The organism is Cytobacillus oceanisediminis (assembly GCF_004366035.1).
Taxonomy (GTDB): domain Bacteria; phylum Bacillota; class Bacilli; order Bacillales; family Cytobacillaceae; genus Cytobacillus; species Cytobacillus oceanisediminis_C.
The window spans coordinates 815,977-839,436 of sequence record NZ_SOEE01000001.1; the positions used below are offsets into that span (position 1 = coordinate 815,977).

At 42.0% G+C, this 23,460-nt stretch carries 22 protein-coding genes; 5 read left to right on the forward strand and 17 right to left on the reverse strand.

Features of this window, described 5'->3' with window-relative positions; translation table 11 throughout:
- Positions 1-63 precede the first annotated feature (63 nt).
- A complete protein-coding gene (locus DFO72_RS04130) occupies positions 64-1,140 on the reverse strand; it encodes a bifunctional 3-deoxy-7-phosphoheptulonate synthase/chorismate mutase (protein WP_113882851.1) in 1,077 nt (358 codons plus the stop codon).
- Between the two features lie 279 nt (positions 1,141-1,419).
- Here DFO72_RS04130 and pilM point away from each other — a divergent pair, with 279 nt between their 5' ends.
- On the forward strand, positions 1,420-3,597 hold the full coding sequence (gene pilM / locus DFO72_RS04135) for a cell division protein FtsA (protein WP_113882566.1): 2,178 nt from the start codon (positions 1,420-1,422) through the stop codon (positions 3,595-3,597).
- Between the two features lie 492 nt (positions 3,598-4,089).
- Here the strand turns inward: pilM and ytxJ are convergent, their stop codons facing one another.
- The 3 genes from ytxJ to DFO72_RS04150 all read right to left on the reverse strand — a co-directional run bounded on the left by ytxJ (position 4,090) and on the right by DFO72_RS04150 (position 5,528).
- Positions 4,090-4,419 carry a bacillithiol system redox-active protein YtxJ gene (ytxJ, locus tag DFO72_RS04140; protein ID WP_113882565.1) on the reverse strand — a complete coding sequence of 110 codons (330 nt, stop codon included), beginning with the start codon at positions 4,417-4,419 and terminating at the stop codon, positions 4,090-4,092.
- A 98-nt stretch (positions 4,420-4,517) separates the two neighbouring features.
- The gene (locus DFO72_RS04145; RefSeq protein WP_113882564.1) at positions 4,518-5,021 is read right to left on the reverse strand and encodes a YtxH domain-containing protein; all 504 of its coding nucleotides are present in this window, start codon (positions 5,019-5,021) and stop codon (positions 4,518-4,520) included.
- 21 nt (positions 5,022-5,042) lie between these two features.
- Positions 5,043-5,528, reverse strand: coding sequence for a DUF948 domain-containing protein (locus tag DFO72_RS04150; RefSeq protein WP_113882563.1), 486 nt, complete (start codon positions 5,526-5,528; stop codon positions 5,043-5,045).
- A gap of 227 nt (positions 5,529-5,755) precedes the next feature.
- Here DFO72_RS04150 and DFO72_RS04155 point away from each other — a divergent pair, with 227 nt between their 5' ends.
- Complete coding sequence (locus DFO72_RS04155; RefSeq protein WP_113882562.1) at positions 5,756-6,871, forward strand: aminopeptidase; 1,116 nt, start codon at positions 5,756-5,758, stop codon at positions 6,869-6,871.
- A 127-nt stretch (positions 6,872-6,998) separates the two neighbouring features.
- Here DFO72_RS04155 and murC read toward each other — a convergent pair whose 3' ends face one another.
- The 8 genes from murC to DFO72_RS04195 all read right to left on the reverse strand — a co-directional run bounded on the left by murC (position 6,999) and on the right by DFO72_RS04195 (position 16,907).
- Positions 6,999-8,294: a UDP-N-acetylmuramate--L-alanine ligase gene (murC, locus tag DFO72_RS04160; RefSeq protein ID WP_113882561.1), complete on the reverse strand. Its 1,296-nt coding sequence runs from the start codon at positions 8,292-8,294 to the stop codon at positions 6,999-7,001.
- 201 nt (positions 8,295-8,495) lie between these two features.
- Positions 8,496-9,149 carry a hypothetical protein gene (locus tag DFO72_RS04165; protein ID WP_113882560.1) on the reverse strand — a complete coding sequence of 218 codons (654 nt, stop codon included), beginning with the start codon at positions 9,147-9,149 and terminating at the stop codon, positions 8,496-8,498.
- A 37-nt stretch (positions 9,150-9,186) separates the two neighbouring features.
- Positions 9,187-10,284, reverse strand: a complete 1,098-nt coding sequence (locus DFO72_RS04170) for a nicotinate phosphoribosyltransferase (RefSeq protein ID WP_113882559.1) — start codon at positions 10,282-10,284, stop codon at positions 9,187-9,189.
- Positions 10,285-10,450: 166 nt separating this feature from the next.
- Entirely contained in the window at positions 10,451-13,555 is a 3,105-nt protein-coding gene (locus DFO72_RS04175; RefSeq protein WP_113882558.1) for a DNA translocase FtsK, read from the reverse strand.
- Positions 13,556-13,890: 335 nt separating this feature from the next.
- Positions 13,891-14,691, reverse strand: coding sequence for a DUF1444 domain-containing protein (locus DFO72_RS04180; protein ID WP_113882557.1), 801 nt, complete (start codon positions 14,689-14,691; stop codon positions 13,891-13,893).
- 188 nt (positions 14,692-14,879) lie between these two features.
- Positions 14,880-15,197: a thioredoxin family protein gene (locus tag DFO72_RS04185; RefSeq protein ID WP_243856048.1), complete on the reverse strand. Its 318-nt coding sequence runs from the start codon at positions 15,195-15,197 to the stop codon at positions 14,880-14,882.
- Complete coding sequence (locus DFO72_RS04190) at positions 15,194-16,216, reverse strand: PTS transporter subunit IIC (RefSeq protein WP_113882555.1); 1,023 nt, start codon at positions 16,214-16,216, stop codon at positions 15,194-15,196. Before DFO72_RS04190 ends, DFO72_RS04185 begins: the two co-directional genes overlap by 4 nt.
- 178 nt (positions 16,217-16,394) lie before the next feature.
- A complete protein-coding gene (locus DFO72_RS04195) occupies positions 16,395-16,907 on the reverse strand; it encodes a hypothetical protein (RefSeq protein ID WP_113882554.1) in 513 nt (170 codons plus the stop codon).
- Positions 16,908-17,069: 162 nt separating this feature from the next.
- Between DFO72_RS04195 and DFO72_RS04200 the strand changes: the two genes are divergently transcribed.
- Positions 17,070-17,516, forward strand: a complete 447-nt coding sequence (locus DFO72_RS04200) for a YtoQ family protein (RefSeq protein ID WP_009333344.1) — start codon at positions 17,070-17,072, stop codon at positions 17,514-17,516.
- Between the two features lie 22 nt (positions 17,517-17,538).
- On the opposite strand, the gene DFO72_RS04205 is transcribed toward DFO72_RS04200, so the two are convergent.
- Complete coding sequence (locus DFO72_RS04205; RefSeq protein ID WP_113882553.1) at positions 17,539-18,051, reverse strand: DUF84 family protein; 513 nt, start codon at positions 18,049-18,051, stop codon at positions 17,539-17,541.
- Positions 18,052-18,105: 54 nt separating this feature from the next.
- Positions 18,106-19,179 (reverse strand): M42 family metallopeptidase, encoded by a 1,074-nt coding sequence (locus tag DFO72_RS04210; RefSeq protein WP_113882552.1) that lies wholly within the window; start codon positions 19,177-19,179, stop codon positions 18,106-18,108.
- A 234-nt stretch (positions 19,180-19,413) separates the two neighbouring features.
- Between DFO72_RS04210 and DFO72_RS04215 the strand changes: the two genes are divergently transcribed.
- On the forward strand, positions 19,414-19,728 hold the full coding sequence (locus DFO72_RS04215) for a PepSY domain-containing protein (RefSeq protein WP_113882551.1): 315 nt from the start codon (positions 19,414-19,416) through the stop codon (positions 19,726-19,728).
- Positions 19,729-19,943: 215 nt separating this feature from the next.
- Here the strand turns inward: DFO72_RS04215 and DFO72_RS04220 are convergent, their stop codons facing one another.
- On the reverse strand, positions 19,944-20,786 hold the full coding sequence (locus DFO72_RS04220; protein WP_113882550.1) for a YtnP family quorum-quenching lactonase: 843 nt from the start codon (positions 20,784-20,786) through the stop codon (positions 19,944-19,946).
- Positions 20,787-20,953: 167 nt separating this feature from the next.
- Positions 20,954-21,592, reverse strand: a complete 639-nt coding sequence (trmB, locus tag DFO72_RS04225) for a tRNA (guanosine(46)-N7)-methyltransferase TrmB (protein ID WP_113882549.1) — start codon at positions 21,590-21,592, stop codon at positions 20,954-20,956.
- A gap of 234 nt (positions 21,593-21,826) precedes the next feature.
- Here trmB and DFO72_RS04230 point away from each other — a divergent pair, with 234 nt between their 5' ends.
- Entirely contained in the window at positions 21,827-22,105 is a 279-nt protein-coding gene (locus DFO72_RS04230; protein WP_009333350.1) for a YtzH-like family protein, read from the forward strand.
- A gap of 3 nt (positions 22,106-22,108) precedes the next feature.
- Here DFO72_RS04230 and DFO72_RS04235 read toward each other — a convergent pair whose 3' ends face one another.
- Complete coding sequence (locus DFO72_RS04235) at positions 22,109-22,882, reverse strand: phosphotransferase family protein (RefSeq protein WP_113882548.1); 774 nt, start codon at positions 22,880-22,882, stop codon at positions 22,109-22,111.
- Positions 22,883-23,460: the final 578 nt, after the last annotated feature.

A 23,460-nucleotide genomic window follows, 5' to 3' on the forward strand; every position in this document is an offset into this window, starting at 1 on the left:
TGCACTTTAAATGTAAAAAAAGAACCTCCTGCTACTAGCAGAAGGCTCTCCATATTTATATGGCTATACTTTCAGCAATGCTGAAGATTGAAGCTCAGCCATGAATTGATCAAATTGATTCAAGTCCATTTGCTGCGCTGAATCTGATAGGGCAACGGCCGGGTCTGGATGAACTTCTGCCATCACACCATCTGCGCCGATTGCCAGCGCTGCTTTTGCTGCTGGAAGAAGCAAATCTCTGCGGCCTGTTGAATGGGTAACGTCAACCAGTACTGGCAAATGTGTTTCCTGCTTAAGAATAGGCACAGCCGAAATGTCCAGTGTATTGCGTGTAGCACGTTCGTATGTGCGGATTCCGCGCTCACATAGGATGATCTGTCCATTCCCCTGGGACATGATATATTCCGCTGCATTGATGAATTCTTCAATTGTAGCTGCAATCCCGCGCTTTAAAAGAACCGGTTTGTTTACAGCCCCCGCTGCTTTTAATAGCTCGAAGTTTTGCATGTTTCTTGCCCCGATTTGAATGACATCAATATAATTTACAGCCGTTTCAATATCATTAGGGCTTACGATTTCAGAAATAACTGCCAGATCGTATTCATCAGCCACTCTTTTTAAGATTTTTAGACCTTCAAGGCCAAGACCCTGAAAATCATATGGCGATGTTCTTGGTTTATATGCGCCTCCGCGAAGGAGCTTAAGTCCTTTTGCTTTAACAGCTTCAGCAACAGTTGCCACCTGCTCATAAGATTCAACTGCACAAGGGCCAAAAACAAGATGAGGTTTGCCGTCCCCTACTTTTTCACCCTTTAGGTCTACAATCGTATTTTCAGGCTTCTTTTTGCGTGAAACAAGAAGCGCCTTTCTATGATCATCTTTTTGAAGTTCAAGACCAGCTTTAAAAATTTCCTTGAACATATGCTCAATTGTTGAATTTTCAAAAGGACCGTCATTATGCTCTTTTATCAAGTCCAGCATCTTGCGTTCCCGGACAGGATCATAACGATAAACCCCTTGTGTTTCCTTTACTCTGCCGATTTCCTGAACAAGTTCTGCTCTTTCATTGATCAAAGCTAAAAGCTGGAGATTCAGCTCATCCACTCGATCACGAAGTTTATCTAGCTCCTTATTGCTCATTTCCTGTCCCTTCCTTTCGAATCTGAATTTAAGCCGTGCTGGTTTCAGGATTTGCACATATCGCGCCTCTAAATGCGCAACACCGTTAAACATTTCCATCTTTCTCTTTTACGGCCACTGGATATGTGATACATTTTTTATAATTAGGGTTATTATATATGAATTATTCAGACATGTCACGAAAAATTTCTTTATTAATTAAACGCTTTTAAGTGATAAAGCGATTTCAGGGCATTATTTAAACATTCTATGACAATTTTACAAAGAAGGTGTACTGCTTTGGACGAACAGAAAAAGCTTTTTGCACTGGATATCGGCACCCGCACGGTGGTTGGAATTATTCTCGAGGAAAACGGCGGGCAATTTCATGTGAAAGACATCGTGATTAAGGAGCATGCAGAAAGGGCCATGCTAGACGGACAGATCCATGATGTACTCGCTGTATCAAAAATTATAGCAGAAATCAGGAATGAACTGGAAGCAAAACACGGCCCATTAAAAAAGGTGTGCGTTGCAGCGGCAGGCAGGGCTTTAAAAACAGAAAGATCTGAAACAGCTATCAGTATTAAAGGAAAACCGATGATGCAAAAGCAGGATATACTTCACCTTGAATTAAGTGCAGTTCAGCAGGCACAAGCAATGGCTGCAGAAAAACATGAAACTGAAAAAAGCTATTATTACTATTGTGTTGGATATTCCGTTTTATACTATCGTCTTGATAGAGAAGAAATCGGCAGTCTGATTGATCAGCAGGGGGATGAAGCATCCGTTGAAATCATTGCTACCTTCCTGCCCAAGGTTGTAGTGGAATCACTAATCTCAGCTCTTCACAGGGCTGGCCTGGAAATGGAAGCTTTGACACTTGAGCCAATCGCAGCTATTAATGTACTAATCCCTCCTTCGATGAGAAGGCTGAATGTTGCTCTTGTTGATATCGGTGCCGGAACGTCCGATATTGCCATTACAGATATGGGCACAGTTACAGCTTATGGAATGGTGCCTGTAGCAGGCGATGAGATAACTGAGGCAATCAGTGACCAGCTTCTCCTGGACTTTCCTTTAGCCGAAAAGGCAAAGAGAGATTTGCATTTATCGGATACAATTACTGTCAAGGATATTCTCGGCTTTCAGACAGAAGTCAGCAGGGAAGAGACAATTGAAAAAATTTCTCCTGCGCTTGAACGTTTGACAAATTCCATCTGCGATGAAATTCTGCAGCTGAATAATAGGCCGCCCAAAGCTGTCATGCTGGTAGGGGGCGGGAGCTTAACACCTGGACTTCCTGAAAGGATAGCACAAAGATTGGGCCTTCCGGCGAATAGAGTTGCAATTAGGGGAATTGACGCCATTAGCGGGCTTAATTTACCGGATTTTACAGACAAAGGCCCTGAACTTGTCACCCCAATAGGAATAGCCATCGCTGCTAAAAAAGCTCCGGTCCAATATTGTACAGTTTACGTCAACGATCAGCCTGTCAGGCTATTCGAGGTCAAGAACCTGACAGTTGGGGATTGTCTCCTGGCAGCAGGCATTAAAATGAATAAGCTTTACGGGAAACCCGGACTCGCCATGATAGTCAAACTAAATGGGCAAAGCGTTACGATTCCAGGAAGCCATGGAGAAGCTCCTGTCATTAAACGCAACTGCCTTACAAGTGCTTTAGATGAAGAAATCAAATCAGGGGATATCATCACTGTTTCAAGAGGACGTGACGGATTGCCTGCAGAAGTCCGCATAAAAGATTTGATTGATGAGGTTCCGGAAAAGTCTATCACTATTAACGAAAAGCAGTACACAATCCAGCCTGCTATTACCTGTAATGAAAAAGCTGTCCCGCTTGAACAAATCATTGCTGATCGTGATAAGGTGGAGTGCAGAATTCCGGACACATTTGAAGAAGTCTTAAGAAACTTGAACCTAAACTTTTTATTAAACGAGCTTACACCTTTTAGAATCAGCATTAATGAAAAGGAGACATTTCTCCCTCGCCATACCGGAAAGCTTTTTAAAAACGGCCTTGAGGCGAATTATCATAGCATAGTAGACGATGGTGACAATCTGCGAATTGAAAAAAGAGGCACATTATCAGTAAAGGAATTAGCAGATATAAAGCAGCTGGAACTACATCAGAGGATCCCGGTCATGTTTAACGGTAAGAAATTAGAGCTTTCCAGAGGAATACTTGAATTTCAGAGGGAAGGAGCTGTCCTAACCGAAGATGATGCGATCCATGCTGGAGACGCGATAACAATCGTGAAAAAACCAAGGTCCCCCTTTATTTTCCAGGATATCTTCAGCCATGTTAGTATAGATATGCCTGCAGCATCTTCTGGAAGCTTCGTTCTCTTGAAAAATGGGGAAAAGGCATCTTTTCATGAACCTATAGAGCCTGGTGATCACCTCAAAATCGTGTGGCCTGCCATAAATAATAAAAATTCAAATGTGAAGTATATATAAGAAAAGCGGAAGTGCCTTCGGAACAAGCCAAAAACGCTTTTTCCTGCGAAGAACACCCAAGGAAGCTCTACGCTGGTGCTCACCCCCGGCAAGCACAGGTTAAGCCTTCCGGAAAGGCGTTCATTGCCTTTTTGGGAGGATTGCTCGAAATGTTGAGGCGACTGCCCTTTCAAGGAACGCAGACTAAGAGCGCCCGTCCTGTGGCAGCGTCTGCATGACCCGCATCCTCCCAAAAGCTCTCGCTTTCGGTCGTGCGATGTTTATGCTGACGAAGCCTTCCTTGTCCTGTGGTCCTCAGGCATAAGACGGTTCCTGCAAGAAGGCCGTTTTTCCTTTTGGAAGGGAACGGCTTTGATCCCGAGTCCCTGGGAGCCGCAACTAGACAAACTTGTGACCTCGAGGGGGCAGGCTGCTTGCGATAGACAGTTATCGAGGTGTAAAAACTTTATATTTTCTTGTTTGATAGCAAAAACCCATCCGATTGGATGGGTTTTATCTGTTTTCCTTAACAGCATTCACCAGGGAATCATATGTAATCTTCCAATGTGATGCATGCCAGGCAACATCTCCATTATTAAATAGTATGGCCTGAGGAGACTCATGTTTGATATGAAAAGCTTCTGCAATGTGATTTGACAAAGGACGATCATCCTGTACAACTAAGTAATAAGCATTTACATCTTGATGATCTTTTACAAAGCTTTCGTATTCTTCATACGCTGCGCCGCTCACCGGGCAAGTGGAACTGTGTTTTAAAACCAGCAGCTGTTCTCCCGATTCTACTGCTTGATTAAAGGATTCATGGCTATCAAATTTTTTCATTTTCTTGCCTCCTCAACTAAGCCAGGCAAAGCCTCGCTCTTTAAATTAAATAACGGTGAAGTAATCGTACCACTTCACCGTTGGTTAAACAAATATAATTAATTATACTTTTGCTCGGTTTCGTCAAAAGCCTTTTTCGTCTCCTCCAGCTTCATTTGGATTTCCGCATCATTTACTGGTGCGTTCCCTTCTGCCTGGAGTGTCTCGTTAGAGATGGCCTCTCCATTTTCTTCAGCTCCCCCGTTTGCAGCAGCTTGTCCATTTTGAGCGTCTTTCATGCTTTTTACTTTATTAACGAGTTCATTGGATTGCTTTGTCACCGATTGGGTCAGCACAGTTGTTTTTTCTTTTGCAGCATTAGCCAGTTCGGTACCTTTTGTCATAGCTGTTTCACGGTACTGTCCCGACTTTTCTTTTAATAGGGCAGCCTTTTCGCTTAAATCGCTCTGAAGCTCTTTGCCTGATTTAGGAGCCAGGAACAGAGCGGTAGCTGCGCCAACCATGCCTCCGATTAAGGCACCAATCATGAAATCTTTCGTATTGATATTTTCATCTGTTTTGGCCTGATTTGAATCAAATTGAGTACGGTCTTGGCTATTCATTCTCCTTTTCCTCCTTTAAATCTAGTATCTTGATCTTTCTCTCTGGCGTTCAGGCGGAAGCATCTGTTTCTCGCTGACGTTGTACTGATAAGGGTCTTCTTTTCTCATTTTCCACTTATCCTTGATTTCAAGGAGAACATTGCTCCACTGTACCACCTGTGAGATTTTATCTTTATTCTGTTCAAGCTGTGTGTTTACAGAAGATGTGATTTTCTGAATAGATCCATTAAATTTGCGGACGGAGTCACCAACTTCTTTTACCGCAGTCACGACACTGTTCAGGTTTTCAGATTTCTGCTGAATGTCTGTAGCCAGTGAATTAGTTTTATGCAGCAGGACTGTGGTTTCCTTCGTGACACCATCTAATTGCCTTTCAAGGCCTGCCAATGTGTGTGATACGTTATCTAATGTCCCTTGTAAGGATTTTAACGTTTTCGCCAGATATATGACCAAAACAAGAAATGCTATAGCAATGACTGCTACACTTAAGTATAAAATAATTTCCAATTCTTACACCTCCGGTTGTCTGTATACTAACTTTTTACCCAGATGCACTGCCTCTAAACCAGGAGTACATTAATAGATTCCACTTGTGAAGTCCAAATTCCTTCTCTAACAGGTATTTTCATCAGTTAAAGTAAATTTTAGCACAATTGGAAAAGGTTAAACAAAACCTTTCATTTCGGGTACAATATTAGTTGTCGGAAAAATAAATTTACTGGAGGTATTTATCGATGAAAGATCCCCGTATTGCAAAACTGGCAAAAAATTTAATTAACTATTCAGTCCGACTTCAGAAAGGCGAGAAGGTCCTTATTGAAAATTTCGGACTGCAGAAGGAATTAGTGACCGCGCTGGTTAAGGAAGCATATGCAGCTGGAGGATACCCGTTTGTTTCCTTAAAAGATCATCAGGTTGATCGTTCCCTGCTTTTAGGGGCACAGGAAGAGCAATTCAATATGATGGCTGAGTTTGAAGCAAATGTTATGAGCAAAATGGATGCATACATAGGACTGCGCTCCGGGGAGAACATCAACGAGCAGGCTGATGTGCCGGATGATAAAATGAAGATCCATGGATCAACCATCGGACAAAAAGTGCATAGAGAAATCCGCGTGCCAAAAACGAAATGGGTGGTTTTGCGTTATCCTAATGCTTCCATGGCCCAGCTGGCTAAAATGAGTACAGAGGCATTTGAAGATTTCTATTTTGATGTCTGCAATTTGGATTACGGCAAAATGGACAAAGCAATGGACAGCCTTATGGAATTAATGAATAAAACCGATAAAGTCAGAATAACTGGCCCTGGAACAGATCTATCCTTCTCGATTAAGGATATTCCGGCAATCAAATGCTCAGGCCAAATGAATATCCCTGATGGAGAAGTCTATACTGCCCCTGTACGTGAGTCTGTCAACGGCGTCATCACCTATAACACTCCATCTCCGTACCATGGTTTTACATTTGAAAATGTAAAACTGACATTCAAAGACGGGAAAATTATTGAAGCGGAAGCCAATGACAGCGAACGCATCAATAAAATCTTTGATACGGATGAGGGTGCGCGCTATATTGGTGAATTCGCTATCGGGGTTAATCCATACATTCTTCATCCGATGCAGGACATTCTGTTCGATGAAAAAATTGACGGAAGCTTCCACTTCACACCTGGACAATGCTATGACGAAGCCTATAATGGCAATAAATCCAATATTCATTGGGATATGGTCAACATCCAGCGCCCTGACTATGGCGGGGGTGAAATCTACTTTGATGAGGTATTAATCCGTAAAGACGGGCGATTTGTCATTAGTGAACTTGAAGCATTAAATCCGGAGAATTTAAAGTAATAAAAAAGCCTCAGGTGTCATCGGGCTTGACCCATGAGCCGACGGCGCCTGGAGCTGGACAGGTATCAACATTCAAAAATCATATAGAAAAGGATGCTTCCTTACCGGAGCATCCTTTTTTATGATTTTATATTTGGTTTTCGTATGCCTGCTGGAATTTTTGGATATCCCCGGCACCCATAAACATAATTACGCTATCTTCATGATTCCTTAGTACAGCCGTTTCTTCTTCATTTAGAATTTGTGCATTGGGAATTTTGGCCTTTAAGTCATCAATCGTAAGTTTTCCATGGTTTTCACGGGCAGAGCCAAAGATTTCGCAAAGATAAACTTTGTCAGCCAAATTAAGACTTGATGCAAAATCATCAAGAAAGGCCTGGGTTCTCGTAAATGTATGCGGCTGGAAAACTGCAACCACATCCTTTTCAGGATACTTTTGTCTGGCAGCTTCTACTGTTGCCTTAATTTCTGTCGGATGGTGGGCATAGTCATCAATAATTACCTGAGAGCCCACTTTCTTCTCGGAAAATCTTCTTTTCACCCCTTCAAAGGAAAGAAGCTGTTCCTGGACAATCTTCGCATCGATCTCTTCATAATGGCAAAGAGCGATAACAGCTAAAGAGTTCAACACGTTATGGTCTCCATAAGCTGGGATAGAGAAAGTCTCATAGAAGGTGTTGCGGACAAATACATCAAATGTTGTTCCTTCTGTAGTTTTAACTACATTGCGTGCCTGAAAATCATTATCTTCTCCAAAACCATAGAATACCACAGGCACTTTTGCCTGGATTTTTTGCAGCTGCTCGTCATCACCGCATGCGAAAATCCCCTTATTCACTTGCCATGACATTTCCTGAAAAGCAGAAAACACATCTTCAATGTTGGCAAAGTAATCAGGGTGGTCAAAATCAATATTCGTCATTATTGCATAATCAGGATAGTAAGAAAGGAAATGCCTTCTGTATTCACAAGCTTCGAAAACAAAATATTCCGCTTCCTTGTCCCCTTTGCCCGTACCGTCTCCAATAAGGAATGAAGTTGGTTTTGCGCCTCGCATTACGTGCGCAAGCAAGCCTGTAGTGGATGTTTTCCCATGAGCTCCCGTCACAGCAATGCTCGTAAAATTCTTCATGAAATCACCTAAAAAGCGATGATAACGCACAACAGGCAAACCAAGCTTCATTGCTTCCTCAATCTCTTCATGTGTGTCCGGATATGCATTCCCGGCGATTACCGTCATGCCCGGCTGTATGTTTTCCTTTTGAAAGGGAAGGATCTTTATTCCGGATTTTTCAAGTGCCACCTGAGTAAAAAAGTGTTTCTCAAAATCGGAGCCTTGAACCTGATAATTCATATCATGCAGAACTTGTGCCAATGCACTCATTCCAGACCCCTTAATACCTACGAAATGGTAAATAGTCATATAAAGAACCTCCAACCATCGTATATCTGTAAAACAGTATATGACATATATCTAGTTTTGCGCATATCCCCTAAGAAGACATGCTTCCATGACTGTGCTGCTAAGCTTTTCCGCTGTCACTTTTATTTACTTACACTTTAATGTATTGAATCATTATATCATTAATCGATTCTAAAAACTATGTAACGTATTGCCAGCTATTTATTCCCCAGAAATAAAAAATAAAACATTAGATTTCAGGAAGGCTCTCCACGTAAGGTCAGGAACCTTTAATTTTGACTTCGAAAAGGCTCTCGTTAAACGGTTAACCGCCTCATTACTTTGAATAGAAATAAATGGTCCAATAGGAAGATCATACATCTGGATTGGTATTCTTCTAATAAAATACCACCCTATTGACAGGTCCGGCTGGAACACCCCGTGCTGACTTAAGAGGAAAGAAGTGTTATCTTCCACACCAGAGGCGGAGATTTTCTCTTGACTTACATCTAAAATCCGGATGGGTTCCATGACTGATGTTAAAAAGAGAGCCCCCTGAATGAGATCTGACTCTGAAAGCTGCCTGTAATTGTTCTTTAAGAACAGACTAAACATAGTTGAGCCTTGAATGGTTTTATAATCAAAGAGAAACCAATCCTGAAAAACTTCCTGCTGAATAGGCGAAAAAGCCGCTTCAGGAGCAAGACCGAGCGTTTTCCGAAATAAATGCTTTGCCCGGACTTTCTCTCTGATATTAGCCGTCCGTTCCGTATAATCCTTGCTTAATGTGTATAAACGCAGAGCATTATTCTCTCCCTGAACCTGTTTAGCTTTACGGAAAGAATGTAAATCCAGAATTGAGCCGTCCATATCCATTTAGGATGCTCCTTACTTTCTTGTAAATAGCGTTCTGTTAATCAACCTTTTCAAGGCGGGGGTTTGGACGATAACGGCGTCCTGCCTTAGCTGCATGCTTACCGTCAATCATTACATTGTCTCCAGTGAATCCTGTGGTGATCTTCAGCAGGCTGCTTCCAATTCCATAGGTATCAACAGGAACACCCTGTTCTTCAAATTCACGGATTCGGGATTCAGTAAAACCGCCGCTCACCACAATCTTCACATGTTGGAACCCTTCATCATCCAGTGCTTTTCTTAAAGCAAAAATCAGTTCTGCATTGACCCCGCGCGGGTCAAACGTTCCCAGCAAATGCTGATTTCTTAAGAAATATTGATCAATCATGGTTCTTGATGTGTCAACCCGGACACCTTTAAGCTCTTTGCCAAAGGCTCTTGCCACTTTCAGGGAATCGGTGATGGCATCATTGTTGTAGTCTACCAGAGCTACTAAATCGTCTTCAGGAAACGTCTCCTGATAAGCCTTAGTAGATGCAACGATATCTCCCTCGAACATTTGGATCAATGCATGCGGCATTGTTCCCATGCCTTTTTTGCCCCACCATTCATTCATGGCATGCGTGGCCTGGGCTGTTGCACCCCCAATAAAGGCTGCATAGCCATCTCCTGCCTGGGTGATATAATGATCATCCCGGTCCCCCATGAAGATGACCTGCTTTTGAACACCAGAAACACCTGCTGCTTTCACCACATTATAGACATTCGTAGCAACTGAAGTTCTTCTGGCCAATATGCCGTCAATTATTCCTTCGAGATATCCGAAATCCTGATATCTTCCTGTTATGGTTAAAACTGTTTCAAAGGGTGAAATCTTGTCACCGTCTTTTAATGAATGGATTTCCAGATCATCCGGGCGGTCCGCAAATGTTTTTAGTAGCGCAATGACTTCATCCGTACCGCATAGAACGGCATGATTTTTTTGGAAAAACTGCATGGTTACGATTTTATCCTCGTGAAATTTCTTAACAATTTCTCTTGTCTTAAGGAAGTAAACCGCTGAAAACCAGCCATCTCTTACACGTTCATCGAATTTAAAAGTCTGGTTTGTCAGACGTTTGATTTCTCCTTTAACCTTCATTTCAATTTCCTTCATCCCTAAAGCTCCTTAGAAACATTAAAGAAAGCAGGTGCGCCTGCTGACTTGTGTTTGCAAGGAGCAGGCCTCTATGCCGGCAGCCCGCCAGCTTAAGAATGCTTTCTTCGTTTATCGTAGTTGTTATTCATATTATTTTAAACATGCAAGTAAAGAATACCATGGATTAATTTAATGTACTAGTCTCTTGTATAGATTCAAGATCAGCTTCTGTAATGAGGACATCCCTTGGCTTGCTGCCTCTATTTTCAGAAATGAACCCTTGTTTTTCCATCATATCAATCAGCCTGGCTGCCCTATTATAGCCTATTTTAAATCTTCTTTGCAGGCTTGAAGTGGAAGCTGCTCCCTGATCAACAACAAACTCGCATGCTTCAAAAAATAACTCATCCTCTTCTTCTATTGCATGAGCTTTTTTCAGAAGTTCTTCCTGCTCAAATAAATAGTCAGGATCGCGTTCCCTCCGTACATGAGCAACCACATCATCAATTTCTTTATCTGAAACAAATGTCCCCTGCAGCCTCACTGGCTTTGAGGAGCCGTTTTCAAGGAAAAGCATATCTCCCCGGCCAAGCAATTTTTCAGCTCCGCTAATATCAATGATTGTTCTTGAATCGATTTGGGATGACACAGAGAATGCAATTCTTGTAGGCACATTCGCCTTGATTAAACCGGTAATAACATCCACGGAAGGACGCTGGGTTGCGATAATCAGATGAATTCCGCAGGCACGGGCTTTTTGTGCAATCCGGCAAATGGCTTCTTCCACATCGGCCGGCGACATCATCATTAAGTCAGCCAGCTCATCAATCACAATGACCATAAATGGCAGCTTCTCTGAATATTGCTGATGCTCTTCTGCCAGCTCATTAAAACGGTTTATATCTCTCACACCTGCATGGGCAAACAACTCATATCTGCGTTCCATCTCCTCGACAGCCCACTTCAAGGCTGCCGTTGCTGCTTTTACATCGGTAATAACCGGGCTGACCAAATGTGGAATTCGATTATATGGTGCAAGTTCGACCATTTTTGGGTCGATCAGAAGAAGCTTCAATTCATCGGGACTCGCCTTATACAGCAGGCTTACCAGGATCGTGTTAATACAGACGCTTTTCCCCGACCCCGTTGCACCGGCAATCAAACCATGAGGCATTTTCCGTAAATCCGTCACAATCGGCTTCCCTGAGATATCAAGCCCCAGCACAGCCGTTAATGGGGATTGGCCAGTCTGGAACTCCGGGGTGCTGATGATCTCACTAATAAATACCGGACGGCTTCTCTGGTTTGGAACCTCAATGCCGATTGTATGCTTTCCTGGTATTGGCGCTTCGATCCGAATATCCCTTGCTGCCAGACTCAGCTTTATATCATCTGAGAGGTTCGTGATTTTATTCACCTTGACACCTGGTTCAGGCTGTACTTCAAACCTTGTTACAGAAGGTCCTTGAGTAACATTAACCACCCTCGCCCTGACATTGAAATTTTGCAGTGTAGAGTTTAACATCTGTTCCTGTTCGTAAAGCCAATCGGAAGCTTCCTCCATGATTACTGGCGATGTCAGCAATGTCTGGGAAGGGAATTGGTAATAAAAAATTTCTTCGTCATCCTGATATGTCTGTTTATCTTCAAATCGGTCCATTTCTGAAGCAGGCGGCGACTGCTCTGCAGGTTCTTCCATAGGCAAATGGTTCTTCGGTGGATGATCCTCGATCTTTTCTGCTGCAGCAGCAGACTGCTGGATATTTTCTGGCGGAAACATAGCGATATTATTTTTTTTTTCATCTGACGGTCTTGCCATCTTATCCTGCTGATTCAGTTTTTTTCTGTCATTATTCAGCATGATGACATTAAATGGAATTGACCCTCTTGATGAAGAATTCTTCTCTTCCTGGACATTTTCTTCCTGCTGCGGGGTTGAAGCAGTAGACTTTGTTTCCGTTTCTAGGCATTCATTTATATCTGCAGTCTGTTTTTCCTCTGCATCCTCAGCCCTGTTTGTATCAGAAATCAGCTCAGCCTGAGAAGAGAACGAGCCTGTTATTTCCCCGCTATCTTCAGGATCAGAACTTAATTCAGCTTTATCAGGCGTCTCCGGTCCTTCTGCTTGTGAGTTTCCTTCTTCTAAGTTTATATGGATAAACTTTTCCGAGTCACTTTTAGCATCAATCCCTAAATCGTTATGGAATTCATTTTTTTCTGCATCCTTTTCAGCTTCAATCTCAAGGATCGCATGAGATCTCAATTCGCTCTTTCCTGAGAGTTCTGCTGTGTATTCTTCTTTTTCTTCTTCGTGCAGAGCCTCTTCAATCAAGTTTGCGAGCGATCTGCTGATTTCCGATTCTTTTTTATGACCTATGCGATCCTCACTGCTGGGAGATTCATCGTCTGGTCTGGAAGATCCAAGCTGTCTGGCAGGTTCCTTATGATCTTGCCAGGCAGGATGTGCTTCTTCATGCTGCTCTGTTTTTTGGTAATCTTCAGGTACTTCAAACATTAATTCAGACGCTTCACCTATTTTGTATCTTTTTGCTGCAGGTTCCTCTGTTTCCAATGCAGAAGCCTGTGCCTGGAAAGCTTTCTGTTTATCGGAAATGACAGTTTCTCTTTCATCAACCGAAACAGCATCGGTTACCTTCGGCCGATTGGGAGGAGTCTGCTGAATTTTGCGCATAACCTCATCGTATGTAAGTTCCCTGTGGTTATATTCCTGTTCCCCGTTATCTGAATTATCTTTCTGGGCATTTGGCCGTGGTCTCTTAAATCCATATATCGGAGATGGAATTTCTGTTGGCTGGAAAGGCCTTTTCTTGCTCGCAGCCTCTCTTTCATTACGGGTCAGAATTTTTTCTTCACTGGCAGGTGCTGGCGCAGCCTTCCTTTGCCGCTCCCTATCTGCGGAACGAGGAGACCTTTTTTCATGGATTGGAGTATCCACAGGCTTTTTCTGCCATTCCGTTTCTCCTGCCCTGGATTTCCGTTTTTCAGTTTTATTTACAGGCTTCCCACGATTATGATCCTGTCGATTATGATCCTGTCTTTGCTGCCTCTTATTCTCCCGTTCTGCTTCATGGTCAGGTATGACCGGAAAACGGAATTGGCCTTTAGGGTATTGATAGACTACTTTAGCATCTATGTCTCTTGAACTTTCTTTTGTTCTTTTAGAAGTCGGCTGCTTTTCATAGTTAGGCTCATCTGCATGTTCTTCAAATTCCTCATATTCTTCCTCATCACTTTTAAACACATGGAATAGCTTTTTAATCCAGCTCATTTATATCAACTCTTTCTATTAAAAACTTTGTTAGACTTTCTATATTATTTTAGCAGTTATTCACAGATTTTGAATAAGAAATCCGAGAATGAGTCCTTATAAAGACAGAATGGGTAAATTTACAAACAAACTAAAGGCTACAGACATACTTTCGACTCAGGCGGGTGATTAAAGGTTCATAAGTAGAGATTTACAAGGAACTGTTTAACATTCATATAAAATAACTGATCTATATTAATCATTCGGTAATGACTCCTGGAGGTTTATTGCCTTGTTTTCAGGAAGAATCAGTGCGTTAAACAAAAAAAGGACCACATTGCTGTGACCCTAAAAACCTACTTCTTTTTATTCTTACCCAAAATAAATATTGGTTCAAACTCTCCATTCTCATATAGGAATGACAGGGAAGTAATCGGCACTCTGCCGCTCGCAAAGAAACTCATAGTCATTTGGGCGAGAACGTCATAGCCTGTTTCATTTTTTATATCAGCAATGATCAATACGTCTTGATGCGGAACGGCAACAGCCATGGATCCTTCTGCTTTCCTGTCCATTTCTTTAATAAAGGAATCATTCAGTATTCTGCTTGCATCATATCCATCATTTTTGTTTAAGAAATAGAAAGTATTGCCTGCAACAGTATCCGATTTCATATCTGTCGACAGGGATCTTACGTTGAAAAGAGCCGTTTCTCTAATTCTTTCCGGATCCCAGCCCTCTTTTTCCATAAGCTTTGCATCAATGAGGCGATACGTATTTCCGAGATCGAGCGCATAGTAAATTCGTGTTTCAGCCGTATGTTCATCCGTCAAAAAAGGAATGCCTTCCTGTGACTCAACTGGAAATGAGGTTGATCGGATGACAGGAAAAATATTTTTTTCATGTCCCGACAAATGGGCATCCTCCACCATTGCTTCCAGGCCTTCCTCCACATAATAAACTACTTCGTCAATCGCTTTTTCCTTTTGCTCCTGCCATTTAGCAATAATGCCCGGAAGAGAGATAGTAATTCCTTTTCCAGTGTCCTTATTTTCGATTCTGAGCTGATCTTTTTCCCTGTCAAAAGAGAAAGTCCGGTTTTCTTTTGCTAAGCGCTGCTCCAAATCATTTTTCATCTTTTTGCTATCCATTTTCATATATAAGCCCCTCCTTATGGGGATTGATTTCCGACTATCATTTTACACTAATAAACCCTCCTGCTCAAAAGAGATGCAGGAGGGCCTAAAAGCCGAAGCTCCTTTCCCACCCCCGACACCTTGAGAGGGCAGGAGCTGGAGCTAGACAGTAATCAAAGTAAAAATTTGAACACTAAATGTACGCAGGCTTATTGTTCAAGAGTTTCAATAAAGTTTTCAATTTCTTCCTGGGTTTTGCGGTCTTTGCTGACAAAGCGGCCAAGTTCCTGGCCATCCCTGAATCCAATAAAGCTTGGGATCCCAAAGACATCAAGCTCAATGCAAAGATCAATGAATTGATCGCGATCTACATAAATAAAAGTGTATTCCTTATATTTTGCTTCAATTTCAGGCAATACCGGGTCAATAACCCGGCAATCCGGACACCAGTCAGCTGAAAACATGAAAATATGTTTCCCATTGCTGCGCATCTCATTAAATTGCTCTGCTGATTCCAGTTTTTTCACTTTTTTTCGCCCCCTGTGCTGATATGCATGTCTCCAAATTGGATCCAGCCTTTTTTCCTCATATATTCAGATAATATCAGGCTGATAAGCGCCGGTCCAATAAAATGCAATATAATGACCTTCATCCAAACATCTGAACCAAAGCCCATCGTTGTAAAAGTCATTATCTGGCCAACCAGCCCGCTTGTTCCCATGCCTGCTCCTGCAGCATTGTTCTCCATTAGCCAGACGGTCGTTCCGAAGGGTGCCAGGACCGCACCTGCAAGGGTAGGAGGAATAAGAATACGCGGATTTTTAATAATGTTAGCTACCTGCAGCATGGATGTTCCTATTCCAATCGCTACTAATCCGCCCATTTTATTTTCCCTGAAGCTGCTCACTGCGAATCCGACCATTTGTGCTGCACAGCCAATCGTGGCAGCTCCTGCTGCAACTCCGTGCAGATCAAGCATAAGCGCAATGGCGGCTGAAGAAATGGGAGCCGTCAAGGCAAGGCCCATTAATATCGCCACAATGATGCCCATGATGATTGGCCTTTGCTCTGTCCCCCACATGATCAGGCTGCCAAAGCTCTTCATTCCATAATCGATCCCAGGGCCAATTAATGTTGAAACGATATAACCTGCCATAATTGTAACCAGCGGTGTTACAATGATATCAACCTTTGTTTCCTTACTGACCAGTTTTCCAAGCTCTGTGGAAATAAGGGCAGCCGCGAAACTCCCTGCCGGACCGCCAAGTGCCGCGCCGGCAGCCCCGCTGGCAATAGCAGAAAAGATAACCAGAGGCGGCGCATTAAGTCCGTACGCAACTGCAACACCAATTGCAGGTCCCATAAGCCCCATAGCCAGAGTGCCCATATCCTGCAGATATTTGAAATCTGTCTGTTGTCCAATTGTCTTAATAATTAGCCCAATGATCAGCGAAGCGAATAATCCAAGGGCCATGCTGCTCAGTGCATCTATAAAATATACTTTAGGTGAAAGGGTTACCCCTTTTCTATTCAGAAAGGCTCTCATTATTTTCCCCCTATGTAAAAGTTCTGCAACTATAAGATAACACATGTAAAGACACTTGTAATATAAAATCTTTTGTATTCTTATTGTTCTTTATAATAGGGGTTTTCTATCATAATTTATTAAAAATAAATTCTTTTAAAAAAATGCAAAACAAAAACGAAGGACATTGCCCTTCGCTTTAGTTCTTCACCTGGACAGAATTAGCAATCTCCATCATTGCAGCGGCCTCTGAGGATAAATTTCTGGTCCCAGCCTGCGTAGATAATTTTACTCCGCCAATTCCGACTACCAATTCATGCTCGTCTTTTTTCCCGCTGTTGATTAACAGGAAGCCATTATGTCCATCTTTTGTATACGTCTCTTTAACTTCATATTCATCTTTTTGCTTTATGGTAGCATCATATACAACCTTGCTGTCCGGACCTTCGTGCTGGTTGTAAAAAAGGATATACCGTTTGGAGCCATTTTTTAAAATGATGTTATTTGGACTTTCCTCTTCTACTTCGTAGCCGAAAGGCAAATAATATTCTATATCTTCAAACTCATGATTTGTCTTTTCAGGTGATAGGTTAAATGCTTCCTCTGCAGCATTCTTTGCGGCAGCTTGCTCTTCTTCCAAGGATGCTGAACAGGCACTGAGCAGTATAAATGAAATTAATAAGAGCAAGGCTGCGGTGAATCTTTTATACATAATAAAGTCCCCTCCTTGCATGGAATCTCATATTCTTCCCTATCATACATTTCTTCTTAATAGTCTGACAACCCTTCATATAAGGATTGAGAGCCTTTTAACTGCGTTACTTCTTAGAAGAAATGTTAAAATATAAGAATATTGCATAAAGGAGGAAATAGAATGGAAATAACCGTCTATTTAGCAGGTGAAATACATTCCAATTGGCGCAATGAATTAAAGGAGAAAGCTAAATCACTTCAGCTGCCTGTTCATTTTACAGGCCCTATGGAAAACCATGACCGTTCTGATATGATCGGAGAGGAAATTCTCGGGAAGCAGCCGGATGCAATCTTCCGTGATGAAGCCGCTTCAAGCATCAATAACTTAAGAACACAGCTTCTTATGCAAAAATCAGATCTGGTGATTGCTTTGTTTGGTGAAAAGTATAAACAATGGAACACTGCCATGGACGCAAGTGCTGCTGCTGCACTTGGAAAACCGCTGATCCTCATCCGTCCCAATGAGCTTCATCACCCTTTAAAGGAGCTGTCAAGTAAAGCAAATGTTACAGTTGAAACGGTCAACCAGGCCTTGAAAGTTTTGTCGTACATCTTCGAAACCGAATAGAAAAAAGGGGGTTAGCACTATGCTAGCCCCTTTTTCTATATTCATATTGTCCAATAAGAAGCTTCATGACATGTGAGAACATGTCAGCACGATTAATTTGCCCATTTGTAAAAATCCCAACAGCTCCTTCATTTTTGCGGACATTTTCTTTTTTTGCGTAATCATCCATTACAGGGCCAAGTTCTTCGCCAGCCAAAAGCCGGGCTGCAACCCCATCAGGTAGAGGAATCCTGGCTCCGCCAGCAATAATCGGAGGCTGCCCTTTTTCCGCCAGAGCCCCCCAATTACAGAGAAATAGCCCGTATTCTGTTTTTTGCACACCGCCCTCGAGGCCAATACCAATTTGTCCGCGGGATGCTTGGAGTGATCCATATGCTCTGTTGATGGCCCCTTTTATGGTTTCTTCATCCGAGAATGGCTGGTCGTTCACTCCTGAGGGCACATCTTCGGACATAATAACAGCTTCATAATGGCTAAAAGCAGTTTGTACTGCCAAAATCTTTGCGGGATTTTTTGAACCAATGATGACTTTCATGAGAGCTCCTTTCTTATTACAGGAAAAAGAGACAGCATCTGCTGTCTCATCTGCTTAACTGTTTTGACGGATGGTTTCTACTGTTGAACGGTCACAGGCTTTTACTAATTTAACAAGCAATTCCTTTGCTGCTGCATAATCATCGACATGCACAATGGATGCATGTGTGTGAATATAACGGGAGCAAATGCCGATTACTGCACTTGGAACACCTTCATTGGATATGTGAACTTTACCTGCATCTGTTCCGCCTTGCGAGACAAAATACTGATAAGGAATGTTGTTCGTTTCAGCTGTATCCAGAACAAATTCCCTCATGCCGCGGTGTGTTACCATTGAACGGTCCAGTATCCGCAGAAGTGCTCCTTTGCCTAAATGGCCGAACTCGTTTTTATCCCCGGTCATATCGTTGGCAGGACTTGCATCCAAAGCAAAGAAAATATCAGGATTAATCATATTTGCTGCTGTCTGTGCACCTCTTAAGCCAACCTCTTCCTGAACTGTTGCTCCGGAATAGAGAATATTGGGAAGTGATTCACTCTGGACTTCCTCTAAAAGTTCCACAGCCAAACCACAGCCGTAACGGTTATCCCATGCTTTCGCCAGGATTTTCTTTTCATTTGCCATTGGTGTAAATGGACAAATCGGCAGAATTTGCTGTCCTGGCTTAATGCCTATTCTTTTCGCATCTTCATGGTCATCTGCACCAATGTCAATCAGCATATTCTTTATTTCCATCGGCTTGCTGCGCTTTGCTTCGTCTAAAAGATGCGGAGGAATTGAACCGATAACTCCTGTCACCGGTCCATTATCTGTAATAATCTGGACTCTTTGTGCCAGCAAAACCTGGCTCCACCAGCCTCCCAGTGTCTGAAAACGGATCATGCCATTATCTGTTATGGAAGTGACCATGAATCCAACTTCATCCATATGGCCTGCCACCATAACAGTCGGGCCGCTTTGATCTCCTCTTTTCACGCCAAAGATGCCTCCAAGCTTATCCTGAACGACTTCTTCTGTATACTGGCTGATTTGTTCGCGCATGAATTTCCGTACTAAATGCTCGTTTCCAGGCGCCCCTGGCAACTCTGTCAATGTATTAAAAAGCTGCAATGTTTTTTCGTTCATTATTATTCTCCTTTATCAATTTCCAAATTAATTGGCTATGCAGATATGTATAATTTCATTTTACAGAACTTTCATACGTCTTTCCAGCATTACAGGCAGGAAACTTCGATTGGCGAAATTTAAGCTGTGTATTATTTATTTTAGTTCAAGCCTATTTTTGATAAGATAGAATTGGAAAACAGAAAAATTTGTAAAAATGTACTGCTTATATCATCAGCCTGGGGAGGTGCAATTATGAATTGGAAGTCATTTATCTTAGGTGTTGGGGTTGGTTTGGCAAGCGGATACGCAGCCAGGGAATTGCTGTCGCAAAAAACTGCTGTTTCCCCTGAGAAAGCTTTGGCAAATGCAAAGGATGCATTTAAACAGGAAGGGCCGATAAGCGGATCATGGATTCATATGAAAGCTGAACCTTATGAAAAAGGACATTTAAAATATCAGGTTTATAAGGGCGGCATTTCGAAGTTTTCGGGTGAAGAAGCCGAGCAATATGAATTCATTGCCGACGCAGAGACTGGAACCATTTTGGACGTTTTTCCACTGCATTAAGAAAAGCGCAAGCGCCTTGCCCACGAAGGAACGCAGACTAAGAACGCCACGTCCTCCCAAAAAGAAGTGTTTTTCCTTCTAAAAGGAAACGGCTTTTGACCCGAGTTCCTAGGAGCAGCAACAAGACAAGCTTGTGACCTCGAAGGGGACGCTGCTTGCGCTAGACAGTTATCGACGTTCAAAGTGTATTAAAAAATCCCCGGATGGGGATTTTTTTAACTTTGTTTCTTTTCCACCTTCTCAGCAATATTTCCTGATTCATCCCACTTGACTGCCCTGTAAAAAGCATCATGGTAAAAAGTAAACCATGCATTTCTTTTCAGCCCGTATCCCATCCATTTTTCCTTAGCACTTATGGAATCCATCGGGTAGTCATCGTAAGCAAGAACCCAAAGTACATTCGCATGGGCATGAGTTGGCATGATATCAGCCATATGAATGACGGTCTCATCCTCATCTTCGATAACAAGTATAGAATGTCCATCACTATGGCCGCCTGTATGCACCAATTTAATAGGGCCGAGCGCCCACTCTCCTTCAAAGACTTCCACCTGATCCTGGATGGACTCCCAGTTTTCTTTCCAATATGTATTCCTTGAACGAATATTAGGATTTCTCATTTCTTCCCATTCCACTCGTGATGCAATGATTCTGGCATTTGGAAATACAGAAGAAAATTTTCCTTCTTCCGGTTTTGTCAGACCGCAGGCATGATCAAAATGAAGATGCGTCATAAGGATATAATCGATGTCCTCGGGTGACAAGCCGTGCTTTGCTAAATCCTGTTCAGCAAAAGACTCTTCAAGGGCTCCGAAATTCCTCTTCTGTTTATCATTCAGCTTCCCGTTTCCAAGACCCGATTCGACTAAAATATTTTTACCGTCAAATTGAATAAGGATGGGATCTGTTCTCAGTTCGATCTGATTATTTTCATTGCAGGGATATCTTTTAGACCACAAAGGCTTAGGGACGACTCCAAACATGGCTCCGCCATCAAGATGTGTTACACCTCCGCGAAGCCAGTACAGCTTTATGTTCTTTAACTCCAATGCTTCCATCATTATCTCCTCCATTTAAGTTTTTCTGAGCAAGCGCTCGCTTTCCCCTTATCTCATATTAACATTTAAGCGCTTACTTGTAGAAATATTTAAATTATTTCACGCACAAGCAAACAGCGAAATATAGCAATACCAAAAAAAAAGCCTATCCATCGGGATAGACTAGCTTATCTGTATTGAACTTCACATCTGAATATACGGCTTCCTCTTGAAGAAAACTTCTCTTCATATTCGGTCATGATGTTTCCTTCATAATCGCTATTATGAAGGTCCAGGCTGACAAATGTAAGAAGCATGCCATACTCGGAGAAACTCATAAGAGACGATTCAAATAATCCCTGGTTATCAGTCTTAAAGTGTATTTCCCCTTTATCCCCAAGGATATTTTCATAAATCTCCAGGAAGCTTCTATAAGTCAGCCTGCGTTTTGCATGGCGTTTCTTTGGCCATGGATCTGAGAAATTGAGATAGACACGATTGACTTCGCCTTTTTCAAAGTAATCCCGAAGATCATTGGCATTTACATTCAGAAGCTTTACATTTGGAAGTTCATCCTCGATGATACGATCCAGAGCAGTAACGATGACGCTGTCAGCGAGCTCAATTCCAATATAGTTGGTTTCCGGGTTTGCTTTTGCCATTCCAGTTATGAAACGGCCTTTTCCTGTCCCAATTTCTATATGAAGGGGCTGATCTTTATCGAAGGCTTCCTTCCACTTTCCTTTATATTTTTCAGGTTCTGAAATTACGTATTGTGGATATTCGGCTAATTTATCTTTCGCCCAAGGTTTATTTCGCTGTCGCATGTTGACACTCCTAAAAATTAATATCGTTCAAACAATATCATGCCTATCGCAGTGATGCAACTTTATTTTCAGGGGGATTACTAAAGTCGTTCATCCCTTGTTTGTAGTTTAACCCAATGGCACTCAAACACCTAAATTACCATCCGCCAATGAATAAATAAAAAAAGGAATCCACAACCTAAAAGTGAATTCCTTTTGTTTTTATTTTCAGCTTCAATAGAAAGGGTGCTTTTCATGCCGCTTGGACACCAGGATCAATTAAATTTATTAAAAGATATTTTAAGCAATCATCAGACAGATTGCTGTGGCTCTATTTCAGAATGTGAACAATTGGAACGATTGGTTAAATCATTAATGATCAACGGAAATATTAATCAAAACGTAAAAACAGTATTAGAAGAAATTTATGAATACAGTCAGCACGGGATTAATTCTTCCCAATTGGATACTCACATTGAATCCCATCAGAATGAATTATCACAATGGGTACAGGATATAGATCAATTTTCGTAAATATTAAAGGAGCTCATCCAGATAGGAAAGCCATTTTTCCATTTCCTGGTATCTGAATTTATTTTTATGCCATTGGATCGATGTCAAAGTCTGTGCAATCACATACCATTTCATGCGGAGCAGCAAATTATCTGTCAATTGAATACCATACCGCTCAAGCCAATTTGGCCATTCTTCTTTAGGAATATACCAATACAATAGCATTCCCAGATCAATGGCCGGATCCGCTATCATGGCTCCATCCCAATCAATCAAGTACAGCTGGTTGTTTTCCGAAAGCAGCCAGTTGTTATGATTCACATCGCAATGGCACACCGTATTTTCCTCACAGTGGATATGCGAAACCTCTTTCTTCAGGAAATCGACTGACTGAATAACAGCAGCCTGCTCCTTCAGATCACAATCCAGTTCTTCCTCAATCAAACACAATAGGGTTTCGGGCTGCAGTGGAGACTTCCCCATTCTTGTCAGCATACCAAGCAGCGGCTTTGAAGAATGAATTTTTCTCAAGAGCTTTGCCACGCTTTCCTGATTCATGTCAGAAGCTTTTAGCTCTCTTCCATTAAGCCATTGCTGGGCAGTTATAACATCCCCATTTTCCATTCTTTTTGTCCAGATAAGTTTCGGGACGATTCCTTCCGCAGACAGAACCGCCAGGAAAGGAGAGGAGTTTCTTTTAAGAAAGAGCCTCTGCTCTTCGTGCTTTGCATAGAAGGCTTCCCCTGTCGCCCCTCCGGCGGGAACAATCTCCCAGTCATGTCCAAATAAATGTTCCAAAATTGTTCACCTGCAATTTAGTAAGCCATTGTAGAAAAGCGCAAGCGCCTTGCCCACCACCGACAAGCACAAGACAGGCCTCCAAGAAAGGCGTCTTTTGCCTTTTTAGGGGAATCTGCTTGTGAGCTCGAGGGGGTAGGCTGCTTGCGCTAGACAATTCTCGAAGTTCAAATAATAAAAAGTTGAAAAATAAGCCCTGTTTTTTGCAGCAAGACTTATTTTGCCATGGCCAATAAAAAGGCCGTTGCTTAATAATGTTTAGTTCTATTCGACTATAATGCATTTTCGCCAATATAGCTGTTTATCAGGTTAATTAAGTAAAGCACCTATAAGCACAAAGTAATCAGCAAAGACAAACCAGCAATGTTTGGGGACTTTAAAATAAAAAAAAAGCTATTGATGTTAGTCCCTCACAATAGCCATCTTTATAAATTTTATTCTTACTGGCTTTTTTCGTCAAGTGCATCTATTTAGGTTTACGGAATATCATCTGAAAAAATGAAGATTTTTCTGGTCGATTCATCAGTATTTTCTTTTTAAGGATAATATTTGAAATAATAGTACTGAACAGTAGTACT

Coding starts and splice junctions, on each gene's coding strand:
- ytxJ (WP_113882565.1), bottom strand. CDS start 4,419: ATGAAAAAATTTGATAGCCATGAATCCTTTAATCAAGCAGTAGAATCG.
- DFO72_RS04210 (WP_113882552.1), bottom strand. CDS start 19,179: ATGAACGAAAAAACATTGCAGCTTTTTAATACATTGACAGAGTTGCCA.
- DFO72_RS04145 (WP_113882564.1), bottom strand. CDS start 5,021: ATGAATAGCCAAGACCGTACTCAATTTGATTCAAATCAGGCCAAAACA.
- DFO72_RS04170 (WP_113882559.1), bottom strand. CDS start 10,284: ATGAAGGAAATTGAAATGAAGGTTAAAGGAGAAATCAAACGTCTGACA.
- DFO72_RS04165 (WP_113882560.1), bottom strand. CDS start 9,149: ATGGATATGGACGGCTCAATTCTGGATTTACATTCTTTCCGTAAAGCT.
- DFO72_RS04215 (WP_113882551.1), top strand. CDS start 19,414: ATGAATTGGAAGTCATTTATCTTAGGTGTTGGGGTTGGTTTGGCAAGC.
- DFO72_RS04180 (WP_113882557.1), bottom strand. CDS start 14,691: ATGAAAATGGATAGCAAAAAGATGAAAAATGATTTGGAGCAGCGCTTA.
- trmB (WP_113882549.1), bottom strand. CDS start 21,592: ATGCGACAGCGAAATAAACCTTGGGCGAAAGATAAATTAGCCGAATAT.
- DFO72_RS04200 (WP_009333344.1), top strand. CDS start 17,070: ATGGAAATAACCGTCTATTTAGCAGGTGAAATACATTCCAATTGGCGC.
- DFO72_RS04155 (WP_113882562.1), top strand. CDS start 5,756: ATGAAAGATCCCCGTATTGCAAAACTGGCAAAAAATTTAATTAACTAT.
- murC (WP_113882561.1), bottom strand. CDS start 8,294: ATGACTATTTACCATTTCGTAGGTATTAAGGGGTCTGGAATGAGTGCA.
- DFO72_RS04230 (WP_009333350.1), top strand. CDS start 21,827: ATGCCGCTTGGACACCAGGATCAATTAAATTTATTAAAAGATATTTTA.
- DFO72_RS04175 (WP_113882558.1), bottom strand. CDS start 13,555: ATGAGCTGGATTAAAAAGCTATTCCATGTGTTTAAAAGTGATGAGGAA.
- DFO72_RS04190 (WP_113882555.1), bottom strand. CDS start 16,216: ATGAGAGCCTTTCTGAATAGAAAAGGGGTAACCCTTTCACCTAAAGTA.
- DFO72_RS04195 (WP_113882554.1), bottom strand. CDS start 16,907: ATGTATAAAAGATTCACCGCAGCCTTGCTCTTATTAATTTCATTTATA.
- DFO72_RS04220 (WP_113882550.1), bottom strand. CDS start 20,786: ATGGAAGCATTGGAGTTAAAGAACATAAAGCTGTACTGGCTTCGCGGA.
- DFO72_RS04130 (WP_113882851.1), bottom strand. CDS start 1,140: ATGAGCAATAAGGAGCTAGATAAACTTCGTGATCGAGTGGATGAGCTG.
- DFO72_RS04205 (WP_113882553.1), bottom strand. CDS start 18,051: ATGAAAGTCATCATTGGTTCAAAAAATCCCGCAAAGATTTTGGCAGTA.